This is a genomic window from Sediminibacterium sp., assembly GCF_019264485.1.
Taxonomy (GTDB): domain Bacteria; phylum Bacteroidota; class Bacteroidia; order Chitinophagales; family Chitinophagaceae; genus Sediminibacterium.
This window is the reverse complement of record NZ_JAHVAA010000004.1, coordinates 38,892-53,821: the sequence shown is the minus strand read 5'-3', so window position 1 is coordinate 53,821 and position 14,930 is coordinate 38,892. Positions and strand designations below refer to the sequence as shown.

Below are 14,930 nucleotides of genomic sequence, written 5' to 3'. Positions count from 1 at the left end.
CCAACAATGGTGAATAAGGCTGTTTATGAATTTTATTAGTGGGAAGAATGCGAGAGGGTATTTCTAGAATAAATGTAGTATGTTATTTATAAATAAGCTTTTTGTTGAAGCAATCTAACTTTACTAATTTCTTCCATTTCAATTTTTTTATTATATATGATGGGGGATTGTTATATTTAGGGGTAATGAAAATTTTAACCCTGTTCCATGGCCTATCAAGATATACATACAAATCATCTTAACGACATTATTGAATTGGTTAAGGCAAAAAAAATTGTCGGCGAGAATGCTGCATTATCAAAATTTACTTTATATCTGGATACAGTACAATCTATAGGATCGTTTAATTTACAAAATTGGAGGCTTGATTGGAGGAAGAAAATTTGGGCATTTGGTGAATTGTTTAAAGATTTAAACCCAAGCGTTTTTCTGGCGTCCCTAGATGATAAGCTAATAGCCCCAGCAGTTACAAATAAAGAAGTACTCGAATTTATTCGGTCTGAAATAATCGTAAATTTTTTACCTGATAATGAATGTAAGAAGCAATTAGAAAACTTAATTGAAAAATACCCGCTAAATCCAGAATTTAGACATACGCTTGGCCATTATTATGGAAGAGAGAACAGCTATCTTTTAGCAATCTCAGAATACAAACTTGCTCTTAAGATAGAACCTTCGAATAGCGTATATCTTAAACACAGATTTAGTGCTGAACATAGCTATTTAACTAGATTGATAGCGGAAGGTGAATATCAAAAAGGGAAGGAGTATTTGAAACTTGTCTTTGATGAGAACTTTTATATTAACATGGATGCAACCTATCATAACGGCTTAGTTGACTTTAATGCAAGAATTGACGACCACCTAATTTTTCAGACTAAGTTAAAAACGATGGAAAGTGATTTTAAGAATAAAGTAAAGGAGGAATTGGATAATGAAAGAAAACGTATTATTGAAGTACTAGGTTTTTTTTCAGCAATAGTTGCATTCATTTTATCTACTGTTTCTATTGGTAAAAACTTTTCTTTTTTAGAGGCTACATATTTCATTGTTGCTCTTGGCCTAATTCTTATTTTATTTGCAATAACACTTTCTGTTTTATTTTCTTCAAAAAAAGCTGAGTTGATTAAGGACAAAAAATTTTGGATACTTATAGTCGGTATAATTTTGCTTTTCTTATTTATTCAAGCAACCGAAGCGATAGCAAAACTATTTAATTCTCAGTAGGTTTTTCAAATAAAGACAGTTCTACAAAAGAATCCAGCGGCACGAAAGAACGTTGCCTGTTACATAGCCAAGAGGCGCTATTTACTTTTTATTTTACTAATAGAGTAGTGAAGAACAGAAGCCTTTCGGAAAAGTACTAATGTGGATAATGAAATTCTTTTGTCTTTGCGACGTTTAATTAAATTTCAATTTATCTGAAAATGGCAGAACCTATAAAATTATATGAGTCGCTATTTATTTTGTATAAATGCAATTTAAACATCAGCAATTTATTAAAATTAATAGTAGATAAAATACATCAAGAGAATGCTAACGAAGAAGAAGCAATGCTCCTTGCTCAGTATTTGCAAATGGAATCAGTCTCTTTTCTAGTTGAATTTAAAGAAAATTTATACCAGTACTCGGAAAATGACTTTAAGCAAAGAGTCGGTGATATTCAGAAAATAACAAAACCAATTGTGAACAGAATAAATAAATGGAAGGATCTTAATAAGTATAGAAATAATATTATAGCTCATCCTTGGCGCGATTCGGGAAAATTTGTTGTACCTGATAGTCAGAAATATAGCGTCCCGAGTAGTTGGTTAGAAATAACTGTTTTAGGGCATTATATTAAATATATATGGGCAATGATCAGAGCCGAATTTAATAATGAAATCATAGGTAGTCTAAATTACATCAGCAAGACTTATCCTAATAATGATCCAGTAAAAGTTGATTTTTCAAACTTAAATAAGGATCAAGTTAATATGGCTATTGAAGTAGACTCAATTCGAAAGGAACTTGGGCGAAATTATTATTTAAAGGTAATGCAATTCGAATTTTCTGAATAATTACTTTTTACTAGTTGGTAATCTCTAGAAATGAAAGTCAAAGAAGTTTAAACTATAAATGTAGATTTTAAATAACAACCAATTCCTCCAATCCCACCTCCAATGCTTTCGCAATTTCATAAAGCGAAAAAATAGTAGGGTTCACTTTTCCATTCTCAATAATCTCAATGGTTTGCCTGTCTTTATTACAAGCCCTGGCCAGATTGGTCTGGCTCCAGCATTTTCATTTATTTAACCTTACGATTTTGTATAATGCCTGCGAAACGTAAGAAAGTTCAATAACTTTATTTTAAAATCTACAATGAACTATACAGACAAACATATCATTGAAACCTATAAAGGTTTATTTGAAGGCTTAAGTTCTTCGCATAAAATTGGGTTGATAGAAAATCTTTCAAAATCATTGAAGAACAAGAATAATACGAAAGGTGCTAAGTTTTACAAATCATTTGGCGCTTTTGCCTCATCAAAATCTGCAACAGAAATAATCGGCGATATTAAATCAAGCAAGAAGTTAAGAAATAGAAATACTGAGGGCCGATCATAACTCTACCAAAATGCTTAACTCAACCTCCAACGCCCTCGCAATTTCATAAAGCGAAAAAATAGTAGGATTCACTTTTCCATTCTCAATAATCTCAATGGCTTGTCTGTCTTTATTACAAGCCCTGGCCAAGTCGGCCTGCGTCCAGCCCTTCTCTTCGCGTAATGCGATGATGCGTTGCCCTATCTTTTTCTGAAGCTGTTTTTTTTCACCCCTAAAAGGGCAGAAAAAAATTAAAAATAGAATCAAAAAAATACCAAGACGACTAACTTAAACATTAAATGCAGGCAATAAAATCTCATTTATGTACTGCGTTTCTGATACTGACTAAAAAGCTGCCTTATTAATTGTAAGTTTTACAATTAATTTATTAATTTAAACCTTACTAATTCAGGTCTGTCAACGATTGAAACTTGCCATACTTCTTCGTATAGTCCTACACATTAGTACCAAAAAGACTGACCTTCTTTTTTAATCATAAAACAAGCTAACATGACCTGCAATCTTAAGACCTTTGCTAAATCATCTATTTTAGCGACTGCCTTACTGATTTTATCAGTAGTAACAAAAGCACAGGACGGAACCATCTATCCTTTAAAAGCGCCTCCGGAACCTAATGCCATATTGCTTGGTACTGGTGGTGTAAAGGATCAGCCCGCATCTGAATCATGGTTTCGTCAGTGGGGCGATCCAATGGCAAGAAATATTACCACGGCAACTTTAACTCCTTTTCTGCCTAAACCAGGTACAGCAAATGGTGCAGCAGTTATTGTAGCGCCAGGCGGTGGTTTCCGATGGCTCTCACTGGGTAACGAAGGATGGGAAGTTGCCCAGGCACTTGCCGATAAAGGAATTGCTGCTTTTGTATTGAAGTACCGTCTGCATCCTACCCCTGATAAACTGGAAGACTTCTCCGCCTGGATGAACCGCCCGCGTACTGTAACTCCACCGCCTCCTGCAGACACATCAAAAAAAAACACACCTGCACCTCCGCAACAGATGGATCTTTCTAACCAACTGGCCGATGCTGAAGCTGCTTATGCACTTATTCTAAAACGTGCAAATGAATGGGGTGTTGACATCAACAGAATAGGAATGATTGGTTTTTCTGCCGGCGCAGGTTTAACCATGCATTCAACACTCAATTCAAAAACCATGAAGCTGGCTTTTATTGGTCCGGTTTACGGCGGAATGGGTCCGGTTACTGTACCAAAAAATGCACCACCTATGTTTAATGTAATTGCTTCTGACGATTTTCTTTTCAGGGGACAGTTCGGTGTAATTGAATCCTGGTTTAAAGCCGGCATACCTGTAGAATTTCATCTTTACCAGAATGGTGGTCATGGTTTTGGACTGGGCAATCCGGGCAGAACCAGTAATCGTTGGTTTGATGCATTTATTCACTGGCTCGATGTAAATAAGTTTTTAAAAGCCAATAAATAAATGCCGGGTAAAAATTAAATACTTCTCGCTATTTTGATAACCAACAGCCTCTTTCAGGGGCTGTTGGTTATTCCGACCAACATGTCGAATTCGTTCCGGGAACACTGCTTTAAATATAAAATTCACTTTGTATCTTAGGAAACCTGCTTATTAATATTACTAACAGTACTAAATAACATTTCAATACAGAGCCGGTAGCATCTGCGTGATAATTTTTGAAAAACCAATGCGAAAGGGAAGGACTATCAGCGTAACAACTACACACTAAAATGGAAAACACAGACTTTTCAACCTTAACCGATCAGGAATTATTAAACGAAGCCAAAAAAATGAAATCATCTTTCATTACCAATGCTTTTTTTATTGGTTTTTTAATCGGCATTATATGCTACAGTGTTATTAAAAGCAATTGGGGTATGTTCACCCTTATTCCGTTATACCTTATTTATAGAATGGTGAATGATCCGAAAAAGAAAAGAATAAAAGAACTGGAAGAACTTTTAGAACAGCGAAAGCTGAAATAAGATTTCCTAAAATTTCTATACCTTACTACTGTATATCAACATGTTCTTTTTGTATGAAATATACCCTGTTTCTCCTTTTTGGTATTTGCATGTCGCAACTGTCACTCGCGCAGGGCTATATTGATCTTACCAGAGAAAAAGCCAGAAAGAAACTCGAGAAAACAAAAGCGCATAATTCAAATATGAATATCCTCCTGCAGGAATCAGATACCACACTCAGTTATCTGGTGCGCGATTCTTCTGTTCAAAACTTCGATCTCCTTCTTTTCTTCGACAACAATAACCGCTGTTACAAAGAAAAAAAAGTATTGACCTGTGATAGCTGTTACCAAAAGTTTCTGGATAATATCTTGTCCGATAAGTATTACCGTTGGACAAAAATCAACAACAGCACCTACTATTCCCGTTTCCCTTACCGTATTATTCTCGAAACGAGGCTGGCAGGCGAGTACACCCTTGAACTCAAACGAAGCGATATGACAGGAAATGAGTACCGGAAAACAGTACGTCAGGGCTTATAGTTTGTTTTTTTTCAGAGGAATAGAGAGAGTAAGAATCAAGAAATCAAGAATCAAGAAATCAAGAAACCAAGAAATCAAGAAATCAAGAAATCAAGAAATACGCTGGTACACAATACTTATCTATTTTGCAGGGCGTAAAAAGCAGCAATCGGTATGTCGAAATTAAAAACAGCCCGCGAGAAGGCAAACCTTACTCAGGAAGAACTGGCCGAACAATCGGGGGTATCTGTAAGAACCATACAACGTATTGAAGCGGGCACTGATCCTAAAGGCTACACCCTCAAAATATTAGCCAAAACCCTGAGTGTAGAACAGGACGAACTGGTAAAATCTGTTGAAAAGCAGACGTCTGTACCGCTGGGCTTCCTGAAACTGGTTAACCTGTCATCCCTCCCCGTAGCTTTTTTACCACCCCTGAATATTATTTTACCATGGGTTATTATGCTCCTGAAAAAAGACCCTGTTCCCATGGCAAAGCAACTGGTCTCTGTTCAGATACTATGGACGGTGGGAGCATTTGTATTGTTTATGCTGGCCGCTTTTCTCAAAAACTGGCTATCATTAAGTAACGGGTTTACTCTAGTTGTGATGATACTACTGGCATTGAGTAATATTATACTCATTCTCTGGAATGCCATTTCCCTCGATAAAAAGAAAGAGCCTGCCATCAGGCTGAAATTTAGCTTAATCTAAGCCTGACAAGCCTTTGACGGCTAATTGGCGGCCTATTGGCGGGCCGTTTTTTGGGAAAATAGCTATGCTGCCCCCAATCTTTGCCGTAAAATAATTCATGATGTACAAGCGCTTTCTTGCCCTGATTTTTACCCATTTAAGCATCTGCCTTAGCCATGCACAGGTGGCCAAAACCTCGGAACTGTTCCTGCAAATGAAAAAGCAGGACAGTATTTTTTTTGAACGCAGCTTCAACCTTTGTGATCTTGACTACCTGAACAAAGCCGTTCATAAGGATCTGATCTTCTTCCACGACCAGGGTGGCATACAGAACCGGCAGGATTTTCTGGAAAGTGTGCGAAAGAATATCTGCGGTAATCTCAACCAGAAACCCATCCGGAAACTAACCGAAAACAGCCTCAAAGTATTTCCCTTGTACAAGGAAGGTAAACTCTATGGAGCCATTCAAAATGGGGTACACGATTTTTATATAAGGGAACCCAATAAGGCAGATCGCCATACCAACAGGGCCAGGTTTACCCATGTTTGGTTATGGGAAAACGAAACATGGCTACTGAAAGAAGTATTGAGTTATGACCATAAAGAACCCAATGAATCAACTGCAGCTATTCCGGTAGAAAAGGAAATTGAATCATGGCTCAAAGCAGAAAAAGTACCTGCTTTAGGAATGGGCATCATTGAAAATGGCAGGCTACAGAAAATAAATGTGTTCGGAACCCTCGATAAGGAAAGACCCGCACCTTACAATGCCATTTTTAAAGTAGCTTCTCTCACCAAACCTATTACTGCAATAGTAGCTTTGAAATTGGTGAGTGAAGGGAAACTAGGTTTAGATGAACCCCTGGATTTATATTGGAAAGACCCCGATCTCGGAAATAATCCATGGATGCATAAGTTAACCGCCAGAATCATTCTTTCACACCAAACCGGTTTTCCTAACTGGCGATACATGCACGAGTCGAAAAAACTAAGTTTTGCATTTGAACCCGGTACAAAATTTCAGTACTCCGGAGAAGGGTATGAGTACCTGCGCAAAGCATTGGAACTAAAATTTGGGAAAAGCCTGGAACAACTGGCAGATGAACTGTTGTTTAAGCCGGCTGATATGAAGGATACACATTTCTGGTGGGATACATCGATGGATACCACAAGGTATGTTCGTAATTATGACAAGAATGGCAATGCACATGAAACTGTGAGGTATTACAAAGCGAATGCAGCAGCAAACCTATTAACCACCGTAGAAGATTATGGTAACTTTCTGGTGTATGTTTTACAGGGAGCAGGTTTATCACAGTCGGTACAGGAAGAGATGCATAAAAACCAGGTAATGCTTAAGGACCATGATTATTTTGGTTTGGGATGGGAAAAAATAACAGGGTTTAGTAACGATGAATATATATTGCTGCACAGCGGCAAAGATCCCGGCGTAAGTACACTGGCTGTTATTTTTCCAAAAAGTAAAAATGGCTGGCTCATTTTTCTCAATGGAGACAATGATATGAAACTGATTGAAAAACTGCTAACAGAAAAGTTCTATCTCGGAACTGAACTCTGGAATAAAAAATAAGTTCCCCTTTTCAGTGTTGCTCTCCGTAGGAGTCCTTTGGAGAGCAACACTGAGGCATGGATTTTTTTCAGATCTTCATATTCCGCAATTTTCGGGTTGTATAAGGGCTGATGAATCCTGAAATTAGTGTTCTATAATACATGGTATGAACGAACAACAACAACTCAACTATAACCGTATAGCAGCAGCCATTGAATACATTAATACCAACTTCAGGCAGCAACCGAGTCTTGAAGAGCTGGCAAAGCAGGTACATGTAAGTCCTTTTCATTTTCAGCGGTTATTCAGCGAATGGGCAGGTACTACACCCAAAAAATTTCTGCAATACATCAGCACCGAACACGCAAAAAAATTACTGAAAGAACAACAGGCTACACTTTTTGATACCGCCATGGAAATAGGACTGTCGGGTACCAGCAGGCTGCACGATCTTTTTATCAATATCGAAGGCATGACACCCGCCGAATATAAAAACGGAGGCGCAGCACTTCATATCCACTTCAGTTATGCGGAGAGTCCGTTCGGAAACCTCATCATAGCATCCACACCCAAAGGTATATGCTATATGGCTTTTGAAGAAGATGAAACAAAAGCACTGAACGACCTGAAAGACAAATTCCCCAATGCCACTTGCCAGCAAAAATTAGATATCATACAACAAAATGCCCTGTTCATTTTTCAGAACGACTGGTCAAAATTATCCAACATAAAACTGCATTTAAAAGGAACCGACTTTCAACTCAAAGTATGGGAGTCTTTGTTAAAAGTACCAATGGGTAAACTGTCTACTTACGGAAACATCGCAGCACAAATTGGTAATACGAATGCTTCCAGAGCCGTTGGAACGGCTATCGGTAGTAACCCGGTTGCTTATCTTATACCCTGTCATCGGGTAATACAGTCATCCGGACAAATAGGCGGATATATGTGGGGGCCAACACGCAAGACCGCTATTATTGGCTGGGAAAGCGCGAAAACAGATCAGTCTGCAACATAGCAAGTTTCGGGTTTTATAAAATTGTATGCATGTTCATCTTCGCAGAACAAGAAACATACAATCAATGAAAACATTTATCCTCGTACACGGTTCATGGCACAGTGCATGGAACTGGCATAAAGTAATACCTATTCTGGAGGCACAGGGTCATAAAGCCATCGCCATCGATCTGCCGGGTATGGGCAGAGACAAAACCCCGATAAGCGAAGTAACACTACAAATGGCAATAGATAAATTATGTAAACTGATCGATGAAACAGAAGGCAAAGTGATACTGGTAGGGCACAGCAAAAACGGTATTGTTATTTCACAGGCAGCAGAATACCGCCCGCATAAAATTGAAAAGCTGGTGTACCTGGCAGCATACCTCATTCCCAACGGAAAAACACAGGCCGAATATTCAGCGCAGGATACAGAAGGTGTGCTAAAACCATATGTAACACGTTATCCTGAAACAGGCTCACATACTTTACAAACGGAAATTTATAAAGAAGGTTTATACCATGATTGTGATGACTCAATAACAGCACTCGCAAAACTGTTATTGAGTCATGAAAGTGTAGCAACAGGCATTACTCCATTACAATTAAAGGAAGAAAATTTTGGATCTGTTCGACGTTTTTATATTGAGTGTACTGAAGACAGGGCCGTAACTCCTTTTATTCAGCAGAAAATGTACACTGAAACAGTATGTGAAAAAGTGTACCAGATGCCCACCAGTCATTCGCCCTTTTTCAGCAGACCCAAAGAACTTTGTGAAATTTTACTGGATATAGCCGGGCAATGACGACTGCTTTTGAGAATTATTTATCTTCGGAGCATACTGAACACAGATAATAAAGTAATGCCAGCCCTTAAGCGTATATGGAAGCCTACTAAATCCATTTTTTTGTATGCCCTATTAATGGCACTGCTGGTATTTGCTTTGAAGTGGATGCAGTGGAAATACCTGATAACCGATCATTCACTGGATATTTACATCGGCCTGATCGCTGTATTTTTTACTTTACTCGGTATCTGGGTAGCATCCCAACTAACGAAACCCAAAGTAGAAACAGTGGTTGTGGAGAAACAAGTGTATATAACACCACCAGAAGAATTTGTGTTGAATGAAGCAGAACTTCAAAAATTAAATCTCACAAGCCGGGAATACGAAGTGTTGCAGCAACTATCAAAGGGCCTTAGCAATGCAGAAATAGCAGAGCAATTATTTCTTTCATTGAGTACGGTAAAAACACATGTTTCCAATCTGCTCTTTAAAATGGACGTAAAAAACCGCACTCAGGCTATTGAAAAAGCCAAACGATTAAAACTTACGCCTTAATTTTTATAAATGCTCCCTGCTTTCCCTGCCCCGAATTTAAATCCGGAGCAGGGAAAGCAGGGAGCATCATACCTTGGTATGAAATATACCGGATTAATCCATTTTGGTACTTTAGTATGAGCCCCACACTTGTGTGTATGGATAGATTTGCGTAAAATTATACAAGATGAAAAAGAACATTCTCATTTTTGGTCTTATCCTCGGCGCCATTCTCGTTGGCCATATGTTTTATATGGTAAACCTGCTGTACACCCAACCCGATCTGCAAACCAATGATATTGTTGGTTATGCAGCTATGATTGTGGAGTTTTCACTTACTTTTTTTGGTATCAGAAATTACCGCAACAAAGAACTGGGTGGGGTTATTTCATTAGGTAAAGCATTCAAAACCGGGGCCTTGATTGCATTACTGGGCTCAACCATGTATGTTGGGGTATGGCTGTTTTATTATTACCTGTTTGTGCCTGATTTTATAGATGTATATGCTTCACATGTTATTAATACCTGTACCAGAAACGGAGATACAGCTACTACCATCGCTGCCAAAACCGAAGAAATGAAACAGTTCAAAGAAATGTACAAGAGCCCGTTTTTTGTAGTGCTGATTACTTATTTTGAAGTATTACCTGTTGGACTGGCTGTGGCATTCATCAGTTCATTGGTATTAAAAAGAAAAGCAAAACCCGGCAACACTCAATCCTGATCTATGCATAAAGACACCCGGCAATACCATAAAGCACTCTTACCTGAGGACAAAGCCATCTGCGATTTATTGTATGAAGTTATTACCGAAAGCCTGCCCGAAGCAGAACATAAAATATGGCATGCGCATCCGGTATGGTTTCTCGAAGGCAATCCAATCGTGGGTTATGATAAACTGAAAAGCTGTGTACGTTTACTGTTCTGGAGCGGTGAAAGTTTTGAAGAGCCCGGACTTCCAAAAGAAGGAGGTTTTAAGTCGGCAGGAGCGCGTTATACATCGGTGGATCAGATCAATAAAAAAGATTTAAAGCGCTGGCTCAAAAAATCGCGCGATATACAGTGGGATTATAAAAATATTGTAAAGAGAAAAGGGGTATTGGAGCGATTGAAATAAAAATGAAGCCACAGATTCACAGATTATTTATTTAAAATCTGTGAATCTGGGGCTTAAAAATCCTCCTGATTATGTTCTACATTTAACCAGGAAATGAAATCTCTTCAACTCACTACTATTATTCGATTATTTTTCAGGTGGATATTTATATGTCTCATTATAGGAGTATGTGCAGGCACTGCTTCTGCTTTTTTCCTGCAAACCCTCGACTGGGTTACCAATTTTCGCGAAACCCATATATGGGTCATTGCTTTTTTACCCATAGGTGGTTTGCTGATCGGCTTATTGTATCATTATTATGGTAAAGATGTGGCAGCAGGAAACAATCTGCTGATTGATACCATTCACGAACCCAAACAAATCATTCCCTTCCGTATGGCACCCTTTGTGTACATCGGTACCATGGTAACGCATCTGCTTGGTGGCTCGGCAGGAAGGGAGGGAACGGCTTTACAGATGTCGGGTGCTATTGCAGATCAGTTGAGCAAACCCTTTCATTTATCGGGAGAAGAAAGAAAAATAGTAATCATTGCTGCCATTGCCGCCGGCTTTGGATCAGTATTCGGAACACCCTTTGCTGGAATTATTTTCAGTCTTGAGTTATTACGTATCGGCAAATTAAAATACACTGCATTTATTCCGGCAGCCGCTGCCTCTTTACTGGCCGACCAGATAACCCGTTTGTGGCAAACACCACATACTCATTATGCTATTGCAACTATTCCTGAAATAACAGCGATCAATCTGTTTTATACTGTACTGGCTGGTATGGCATTTGGACTTTGTGCCATGATTTTCTGTAAGGGAATGAAACTGAGCAGTGATTTTTTTCAAAGAATAATTCCTTTTCCTCCTTTACGCCCTATGGCTGGTGGTATATTGGTTGCACTGGCCATATGGTTGATAGGCACCACTAAATATATCGGGTTAGGTATCCCCGGCATTGTAGAGTCGTTTGAAACCCAGCAACCTGCTTATGATTTTGCACTTAAAATTTTATTTACCATTGTTACGCTCTCGGCCGGATTTAAAGGCGGAGAAGTAACACCCCTGTTTTTTATTGGTGCCTTATTGGGTAATGCCCTGTCTCTTGTTATCCCTGTTCCCTTGTCTCTTCTCACCGGTATAGGTTTTGTAGCCGTATTTGCCGGGGCCACCAACACCCCCATTGCCTGCACCATTATGGCTATTGAATTATTTGGTTTTGATATTACCCTGTATGCATTAATTGCATGTGTAATTGCATACCTCATTTCAGGTAACCATAGTATTTATGAAAAGCAATTGACCGGCGAATCGAAATACAATAAATGGAAAACATACCTCAACCTCGATAAATTATAATCGTTTCATTCCCTGCGCAGGGAATGAAACGATTAAATAACTATTTAACCAGTTAACCCTATTTATCAATTTATTCAGGTTAAGTGGTAATATTTTCAGCTACTAAAATGAGCCCTCTTATGCTTAAAACAGGTTCTTCTTTCGTTGCCTTATTTATTTGTATCTGTTGTTCAGCCCAGCAAGCTCAACTATTTGAGCCGGGTTTAATATCAGATGGCGGTGTATTTGGGCTTACCATTTCACCCGAAGGCAATACAGCATTATGGGTAAAATCGAATGGCAGAAGAGACACGCTGACCGTACTTCAATCTGATAAAATAAACGGCAGGTGGACAAAACCCGTGGTAGCTTCTTTTTCTACTGTTGATGCTCAATGGAAAGATGTTGACCCAATGTTCACTCCCGACGGTAAAACGGTATTATTTCAGTCTACACGTCCTGTGCCCGACCAACCCAACAGAACCGGTTTTGATATATGGGCTGTTGACCGAACTTCTTCCGGATGGACAGTACCTTATCATTTAGGAAATGTAATCAACACCGATGCGTCTGAATCATATGCATCTGTTACCAGGCAGGGACATGTTTATTTTATGAAAGAAAATCCGTCAAAAGCGGGTAATTCAGATATCTATGTTTCCAGAAAAATGAATGGCGTGTTCCAGGAGCCTGTAAATATCGGGTTACCTGTAAATACAGAACAATTCAGGGAATCAAATCCATTTATTTCTCCCGATGAAGACTATATCCTTTATTTTTCATCAGACTCAACAGGTTTGGGTGAAGTGGATCTGTATATCAGTTTTAATAAAAATGGGAAATGGACACAGCCTCAGAACCTGGGAACAAAAGTGAACTCTTCACTGGCAGAATTTTGTCCCTTTTATCATGAAAAAGAAAAGCGCCTGTATTTTTCGAGGCAAAAAAAGGGAGAAGGCAGGATGTATGAGGATATCTATTTTATAGAGATTGACCTGAAAACTTTTGATAACAAGTATTGATTGATCGCTTTATGAACAGCGAAAAATTTTATACTAATGAGTTCGTCAAATTTTTGGCAAGCTTGCAATAACTGGTCATGATAGTTCATGTATATTGAGTGTCATCAGTTTTAACTCCATAACTCTGTTTACCATGCCTAATGACTCAGCAATTATTTTTAGTGAAGAAATTATTCAAGGCGAACTCATCAGCTTTATATCAAAATTTAATGTATTGGAGCCAGCAGAAGTAAAAGAAATGGCCACGCATATACAGGTGAAAGCATTTCATAAGGGTGCTGTTCTCCTTTGTGAAGGAAAGAAAACACAATCCTGTTTTTTTGTATTAAAAGGACTACTCCGGCAATACCATTTGGTAGATGGTATTGAAAAAACCATCCGGTTCTTTGAGGAAGAAGAAGCGGCTGTTTTATTTACAGAGTACATGAGCCAGGCTGCATCTAACAGCACATTGGTTTGTGTTGAAGACAGCATACTGATCATTGGTTCGCCCGAAGAAGAAGGGGTGATGTATGAACAGTTTCCAAAACTGCAACAGATAACCAGGCTCATGGTGGAACGTGACCTGGCCAGAACACAGGATGTGCTCACGCGTTTTGTTGCCTTATCGCCTATGGAGCGTTATGAATACCTGCTCAAAGAAAAACCTTCATTGGTACAACGTGTGCCACAACACCAGCTCGCCAGCTATATTGGTATTACTCCCGAATCGCTCAGCCGCATCCGTAAAAGAATGACGGATGCCTCACGATGATTAATGATCGCGGGCAATCAGTGTTACTACTTTTACATCTACAATACCAAAGGTTAGCAGATTAACCCAAAGATTCGATTTGGTTTCAATGGTATACGAATTGAGTTTTAATGAGTCGGCCATTTTTTTTGAATTACTGCTTCGCACATTGATGCCCAATACATGAATGTCTTTTTCTTTCGCAACTTTTTTACCTTCTATTTTTTCACCCGTCAAACAACCTCCATTTTCAAAGGGTTGCACAGTTGTATTTACCGGGAAATGCTGAACAGAGCAGGAAACAATAAACAGGCTCATGATAGCTGCAGTAAGCAGTTGTCTTTTTTTCATACAACAGGTTTGAATAAAATGATGAATGATTATTTACCTCCTTTGGCAATAAGCCAGCTGGCGAGTCCGAGTTCACCTAAAGCCATTGGCAGACTTAAAATTTGTTCCACGAATGTTTTGATGTATTTATAATTAAACCAAAGCAGGTTTAGTGAATGATGTACACAGTATAAACACCCGGCCAGTAAAGTAAGTACTACCCATATTTTTGGCACTTCCCTACTTCTTTGTGTGAGCCAGCCTAATATGAGTAAATGAAGACCGAAAATGATGAGTGACATGGACCACATGGAGTCAAAGCTGGTGAGGTATAACATAACAGAACCGGGATCGGCATCTGCTTTTGCTGTTTCTATCAACGCCATCAGCAAAGGGAGAAAAGCAATTCCGAATACTGCGGTATACAAGAGCCTGCTCCAGGCACATAAAGAAGCGATGGTTTCACTGGTGGTTTTAAAAAAGTGATATAAAAGCCATGTCACCAGCAGGTCGAATATGAGTGTTATGAGGAAGAAAAAAATAAACCAGCGTAGCAGCCACGGCTTATACTGTATTATTGCTGTAGTCTGCAGCGGTTGATCGGGGAAATAAAAATTACTGAAGAAAAAACCATACCCCAAAAAAGCGAGGAAAGCAATTGCAAAGAAACTGATGCCCGCTGAAACCGCAAGTCTTCTGCGTTTTGTTGTTATATATAGCTGAACCATTTGCTTTTTTATAAAGCAAATT

The 14,930-nt window shown here is 38.7% G+C and carries 18 protein-coding genes and 2 pseudogenes; 16 read left to right on the top strand and 4 right to left on the bottom strand.

Annotated elements, in window-relative coordinates; genetic code table 11:
- Positions 1-207: 207 nt before the first annotated feature.
- A complete protein-coding gene (locus KXJ59_RS01705; RefSeq protein WP_295200442.1) occupies positions 208-1,227 on the top strand; it encodes a hypothetical protein in 1,020 nt (339 codons plus the stop codon).
- 200 nt (positions 1,228-1,427) lie between these two features.
- Positions 1,428-2,060, top strand: a complete 633-nt coding sequence (locus KXJ59_RS01700) for a hypothetical protein (protein WP_295200441.1) — start codon at positions 1,428-1,430, stop codon at positions 2,058-2,060.
- A gap of 67 nt (positions 2,061-2,127) precedes the next feature.
- Here KXJ59_RS01700 and KXJ59_RS15980 read toward each other — a convergent pair.
- Positions 2,128-2,265, bottom strand: a pseudogene (locus KXJ59_RS15980) (helix-turn-helix transcriptional regulator); the annotation flags it as partial.
- 96 nt (positions 2,266-2,361) lie between these two features.
- Between KXJ59_RS15980 and KXJ59_RS01695 the strand changes: the two are divergent.
- Positions 2,362-2,607, top strand: coding sequence for a hypothetical protein (locus KXJ59_RS01695; protein WP_295200438.1), 246 nt, complete (start codon positions 2,362-2,364; stop codon positions 2,605-2,607).
- Here KXJ59_RS01695 and KXJ59_RS15975 read toward each other — a convergent pair.
- A complete protein-coding gene (locus tag KXJ59_RS15975) occupies positions 2,602-2,853 on the bottom strand; it encodes a helix-turn-helix transcriptional regulator (RefSeq protein WP_363265480.1) in 252 nt (83 codons plus the stop codon). The genes KXJ59_RS01695 and KXJ59_RS15975 overlap by 6 nt on opposite strands.
- A gap of 243 nt (positions 2,854-3,096) precedes the next feature.
- Between KXJ59_RS15975 and KXJ59_RS01690 the strand changes: the two genes are divergently transcribed.
- The 13 genes and pseudogenes from KXJ59_RS01690 (at position 3,097) to KXJ59_RS01630 (ending at position 13,871) form a co-directional block, all read left to right on the top strand.
- Positions 3,097-4,047, top strand: a complete 951-nt coding sequence (locus KXJ59_RS01690) for an alpha/beta hydrolase (RefSeq protein ID WP_295200435.1) — start codon at positions 3,097-3,099, stop codon at positions 4,045-4,047.
- Between the two features lie 269 nt (positions 4,048-4,316).
- Positions 4,317-4,571: a hypothetical protein gene (locus KXJ59_RS01685; RefSeq protein ID WP_295200433.1), complete on the top strand. Its 255-nt coding sequence runs from the start codon at positions 4,317-4,319 to the stop codon at positions 4,569-4,571.
- A gap of 53 nt (positions 4,572-4,624) precedes the next feature.
- Positions 4,625-5,092 carry a hypothetical protein gene (locus KXJ59_RS01680; protein ID WP_295200432.1) on the top strand — a complete coding sequence of 156 codons (468 nt, stop codon included), beginning with the start codon at positions 4,625-4,627 and terminating at the stop codon, positions 5,090-5,092.
- 153 nt (positions 5,093-5,245) lie between these two features.
- Positions 5,246-5,785, top strand: a complete 540-nt coding sequence (locus KXJ59_RS01675) for a helix-turn-helix domain-containing protein (RefSeq protein ID WP_295200429.1) — start codon at positions 5,246-5,248, stop codon at positions 5,783-5,785.
- Between the two features lie 97 nt (positions 5,786-5,882).
- On the top strand, positions 5,883-7,355 hold the full coding sequence (locus tag KXJ59_RS01670; RefSeq protein WP_295200427.1) for a class A beta-lactamase-related serine hydrolase: 1,473 nt from the start codon (positions 5,883-5,885) through the stop codon (positions 7,353-7,355).
- Between the two features lie 145 nt (positions 7,356-7,500).
- Entirely contained in the window at positions 7,501-8,352 is an 852-nt protein-coding gene (locus KXJ59_RS01665) for a methylated-DNA--[protein]-cysteine S-methyltransferase (RefSeq protein WP_295200425.1), read from the top strand.
- A gap of 64 nt (positions 8,353-8,416) precedes the next feature.
- Positions 8,417-9,139 carry an alpha/beta fold hydrolase gene (locus tag KXJ59_RS01660; protein WP_295200423.1) on the top strand — a complete coding sequence of 241 codons (723 nt, stop codon included), beginning with the start codon at positions 8,417-8,419 and terminating at the stop codon, positions 9,137-9,139.
- 348 nt (positions 9,140-9,487) lie between these two features.
- Positions 9,488-9,676, top strand: a pseudogene (locus tag KXJ59_RS15970) (response regulator transcription factor); the annotation flags it as partial.
- A gap of 166 nt (positions 9,677-9,842) precedes the next feature.
- Positions 9,843-10,379, top strand: a complete 537-nt coding sequence (locus KXJ59_RS01650) for a DUF4199 domain-containing protein (protein WP_295200420.1) — start codon at positions 9,843-9,845, stop codon at positions 10,377-10,379.
- A 3-nt stretch (positions 10,380-10,382) separates the two neighbouring features.
- Positions 10,383-10,772: a DUF1801 domain-containing protein gene (locus KXJ59_RS01645; protein ID WP_295200419.1), complete on the top strand. Its 390-nt coding sequence runs from the start codon at positions 10,383-10,385 to the stop codon at positions 10,770-10,772.
- 93 nt (positions 10,773-10,865) lie between these two features.
- The gene (locus KXJ59_RS01640) at positions 10,866-12,116 is read left to right on the top strand and encodes a voltage-gated chloride channel family protein (RefSeq protein WP_295200417.1); all 1,251 of its coding nucleotides are present in this window, start codon (positions 10,866-10,868) and stop codon (positions 12,114-12,116) included.
- A gap of 119 nt (positions 12,117-12,235) precedes the next feature.
- Complete coding sequence (locus tag KXJ59_RS01635) at positions 12,236-13,117, top strand: hypothetical protein (protein WP_295200416.1); 882 nt, start codon at positions 12,236-12,238, stop codon at positions 13,115-13,117.
- A 133-nt stretch (positions 13,118-13,250) separates the two neighbouring features.
- On the top strand, positions 13,251-13,871 hold the full coding sequence (locus KXJ59_RS01630) for a Crp/Fnr family transcriptional regulator (protein ID WP_295200413.1): 621 nt from the start codon (positions 13,251-13,253) through the stop codon (positions 13,869-13,871).
- Here KXJ59_RS01630 and KXJ59_RS01625 read toward each other — a convergent pair whose 3' ends face one another.
- Complete coding sequence (locus KXJ59_RS01625; RefSeq protein ID WP_295200411.1) at positions 13,872-14,201, bottom strand: hypothetical protein; 330 nt, start codon at positions 14,199-14,201, stop codon at positions 13,872-13,874.
- A 29-nt stretch (positions 14,202-14,230) separates the two neighbouring features.
- The gene (locus KXJ59_RS01620; protein ID WP_295200410.1) at positions 14,231-14,908 is read right to left on the bottom strand and encodes a DUF4386 domain-containing protein; all 678 of its coding nucleotides are present in this window, start codon (positions 14,906-14,908) and stop codon (positions 14,231-14,233) included.
- Positions 14,909-14,930: the final 22 nt, after the last annotated feature.

Excerpts from the sequence above, each read along its gene's own strand:
- KXJ59_RS01620 (WP_295200410.1), bottom strand. The coding sequence starts at position 14,908 with ATGGTTCAGCTATATATAACAACAAAACGCAGAAGACTTGCGGTTTCA.
- KXJ59_RS01665 (WP_295200425.1), top strand. The coding sequence starts at position 7,501 with ATGAACGAACAACAACAACTCAACTATAACCGTATAGCAGCAGCCATT.
- KXJ59_RS01690 (WP_295200435.1), top strand. The coding sequence starts at position 3,097 with ATGACCTGCAATCTTAAGACCTTTGCTAAATCATCTATTTTAGCGACT.
- KXJ59_RS01685 (WP_295200433.1), top strand. The coding sequence starts at position 4,317 with ATGGAAAACACAGACTTTTCAACCTTAACCGATCAGGAATTATTAAAC.
- KXJ59_RS01680 (WP_295200432.1), top strand. The coding sequence starts at position 4,625 with ATGAAATATACCCTGTTTCTCCTTTTTGGTATTTGCATGTCGCAACTG.
- KXJ59_RS01660 (WP_295200423.1), top strand. The coding sequence starts at position 8,417 with ATGAAAACATTTATCCTCGTACACGGTTCATGGCACAGTGCATGGAAC.
- KXJ59_RS01675 (WP_295200429.1), top strand. The coding sequence starts at position 5,246 with ATGTCGAAATTAAAAACAGCCCGCGAGAAGGCAAACCTTACTCAGGAA.
- KXJ59_RS01695 (WP_295200438.1), top strand. The coding sequence starts at position 2,362 with ATGAACTATACAGACAAACATATCATTGAAACCTATAAAGGTTTATTT.
- KXJ59_RS01705 (WP_295200442.1), top strand. The coding sequence starts at position 208 with ATGGCCTATCAAGATATACATACAAATCATCTTAACGACATTATTGAA.
- KXJ59_RS01645 (WP_295200419.1), top strand. The coding sequence starts at position 10,383 with ATGCATAAAGACACCCGGCAATACCATAAAGCACTCTTACCTGAGGAC.
- KXJ59_RS01700 (WP_295200441.1), top strand. The coding sequence starts at position 1,428 with ATGGCAGAACCTATAAAATTATATGAGTCGCTATTTATTTTGTATAAA.
- KXJ59_RS01630 (WP_295200413.1), top strand. The coding sequence starts at position 13,251 with ATGCCTAATGACTCAGCAATTATTTTTAGTGAAGAAATTATTCAAGGC.
- KXJ59_RS01635 (WP_295200416.1), top strand. The coding sequence starts at position 12,236 with ATGCTTAAAACAGGTTCTTCTTTCGTTGCCTTATTTATTTGTATCTGT.
- KXJ59_RS01650 (WP_295200420.1), top strand. The coding sequence starts at position 9,843 with ATGAAAAAGAACATTCTCATTTTTGGTCTTATCCTCGGCGCCATTCTC.
- KXJ59_RS01670 (WP_295200427.1), top strand. The coding sequence starts at position 5,883 with ATGATGTACAAGCGCTTTCTTGCCCTGATTTTTACCCATTTAAGCATC.
- KXJ59_RS01625 (WP_295200411.1), bottom strand. The coding sequence starts at position 14,201 with ATGAAAAAAAGACAACTGCTTACTGCAGCTATCATGAGCCTGTTTATT.
- KXJ59_RS01640 (WP_295200417.1), top strand. The coding sequence starts at position 10,866 with ATGAAATCTCTTCAACTCACTACTATTATTCGATTATTTTTCAGGTGG.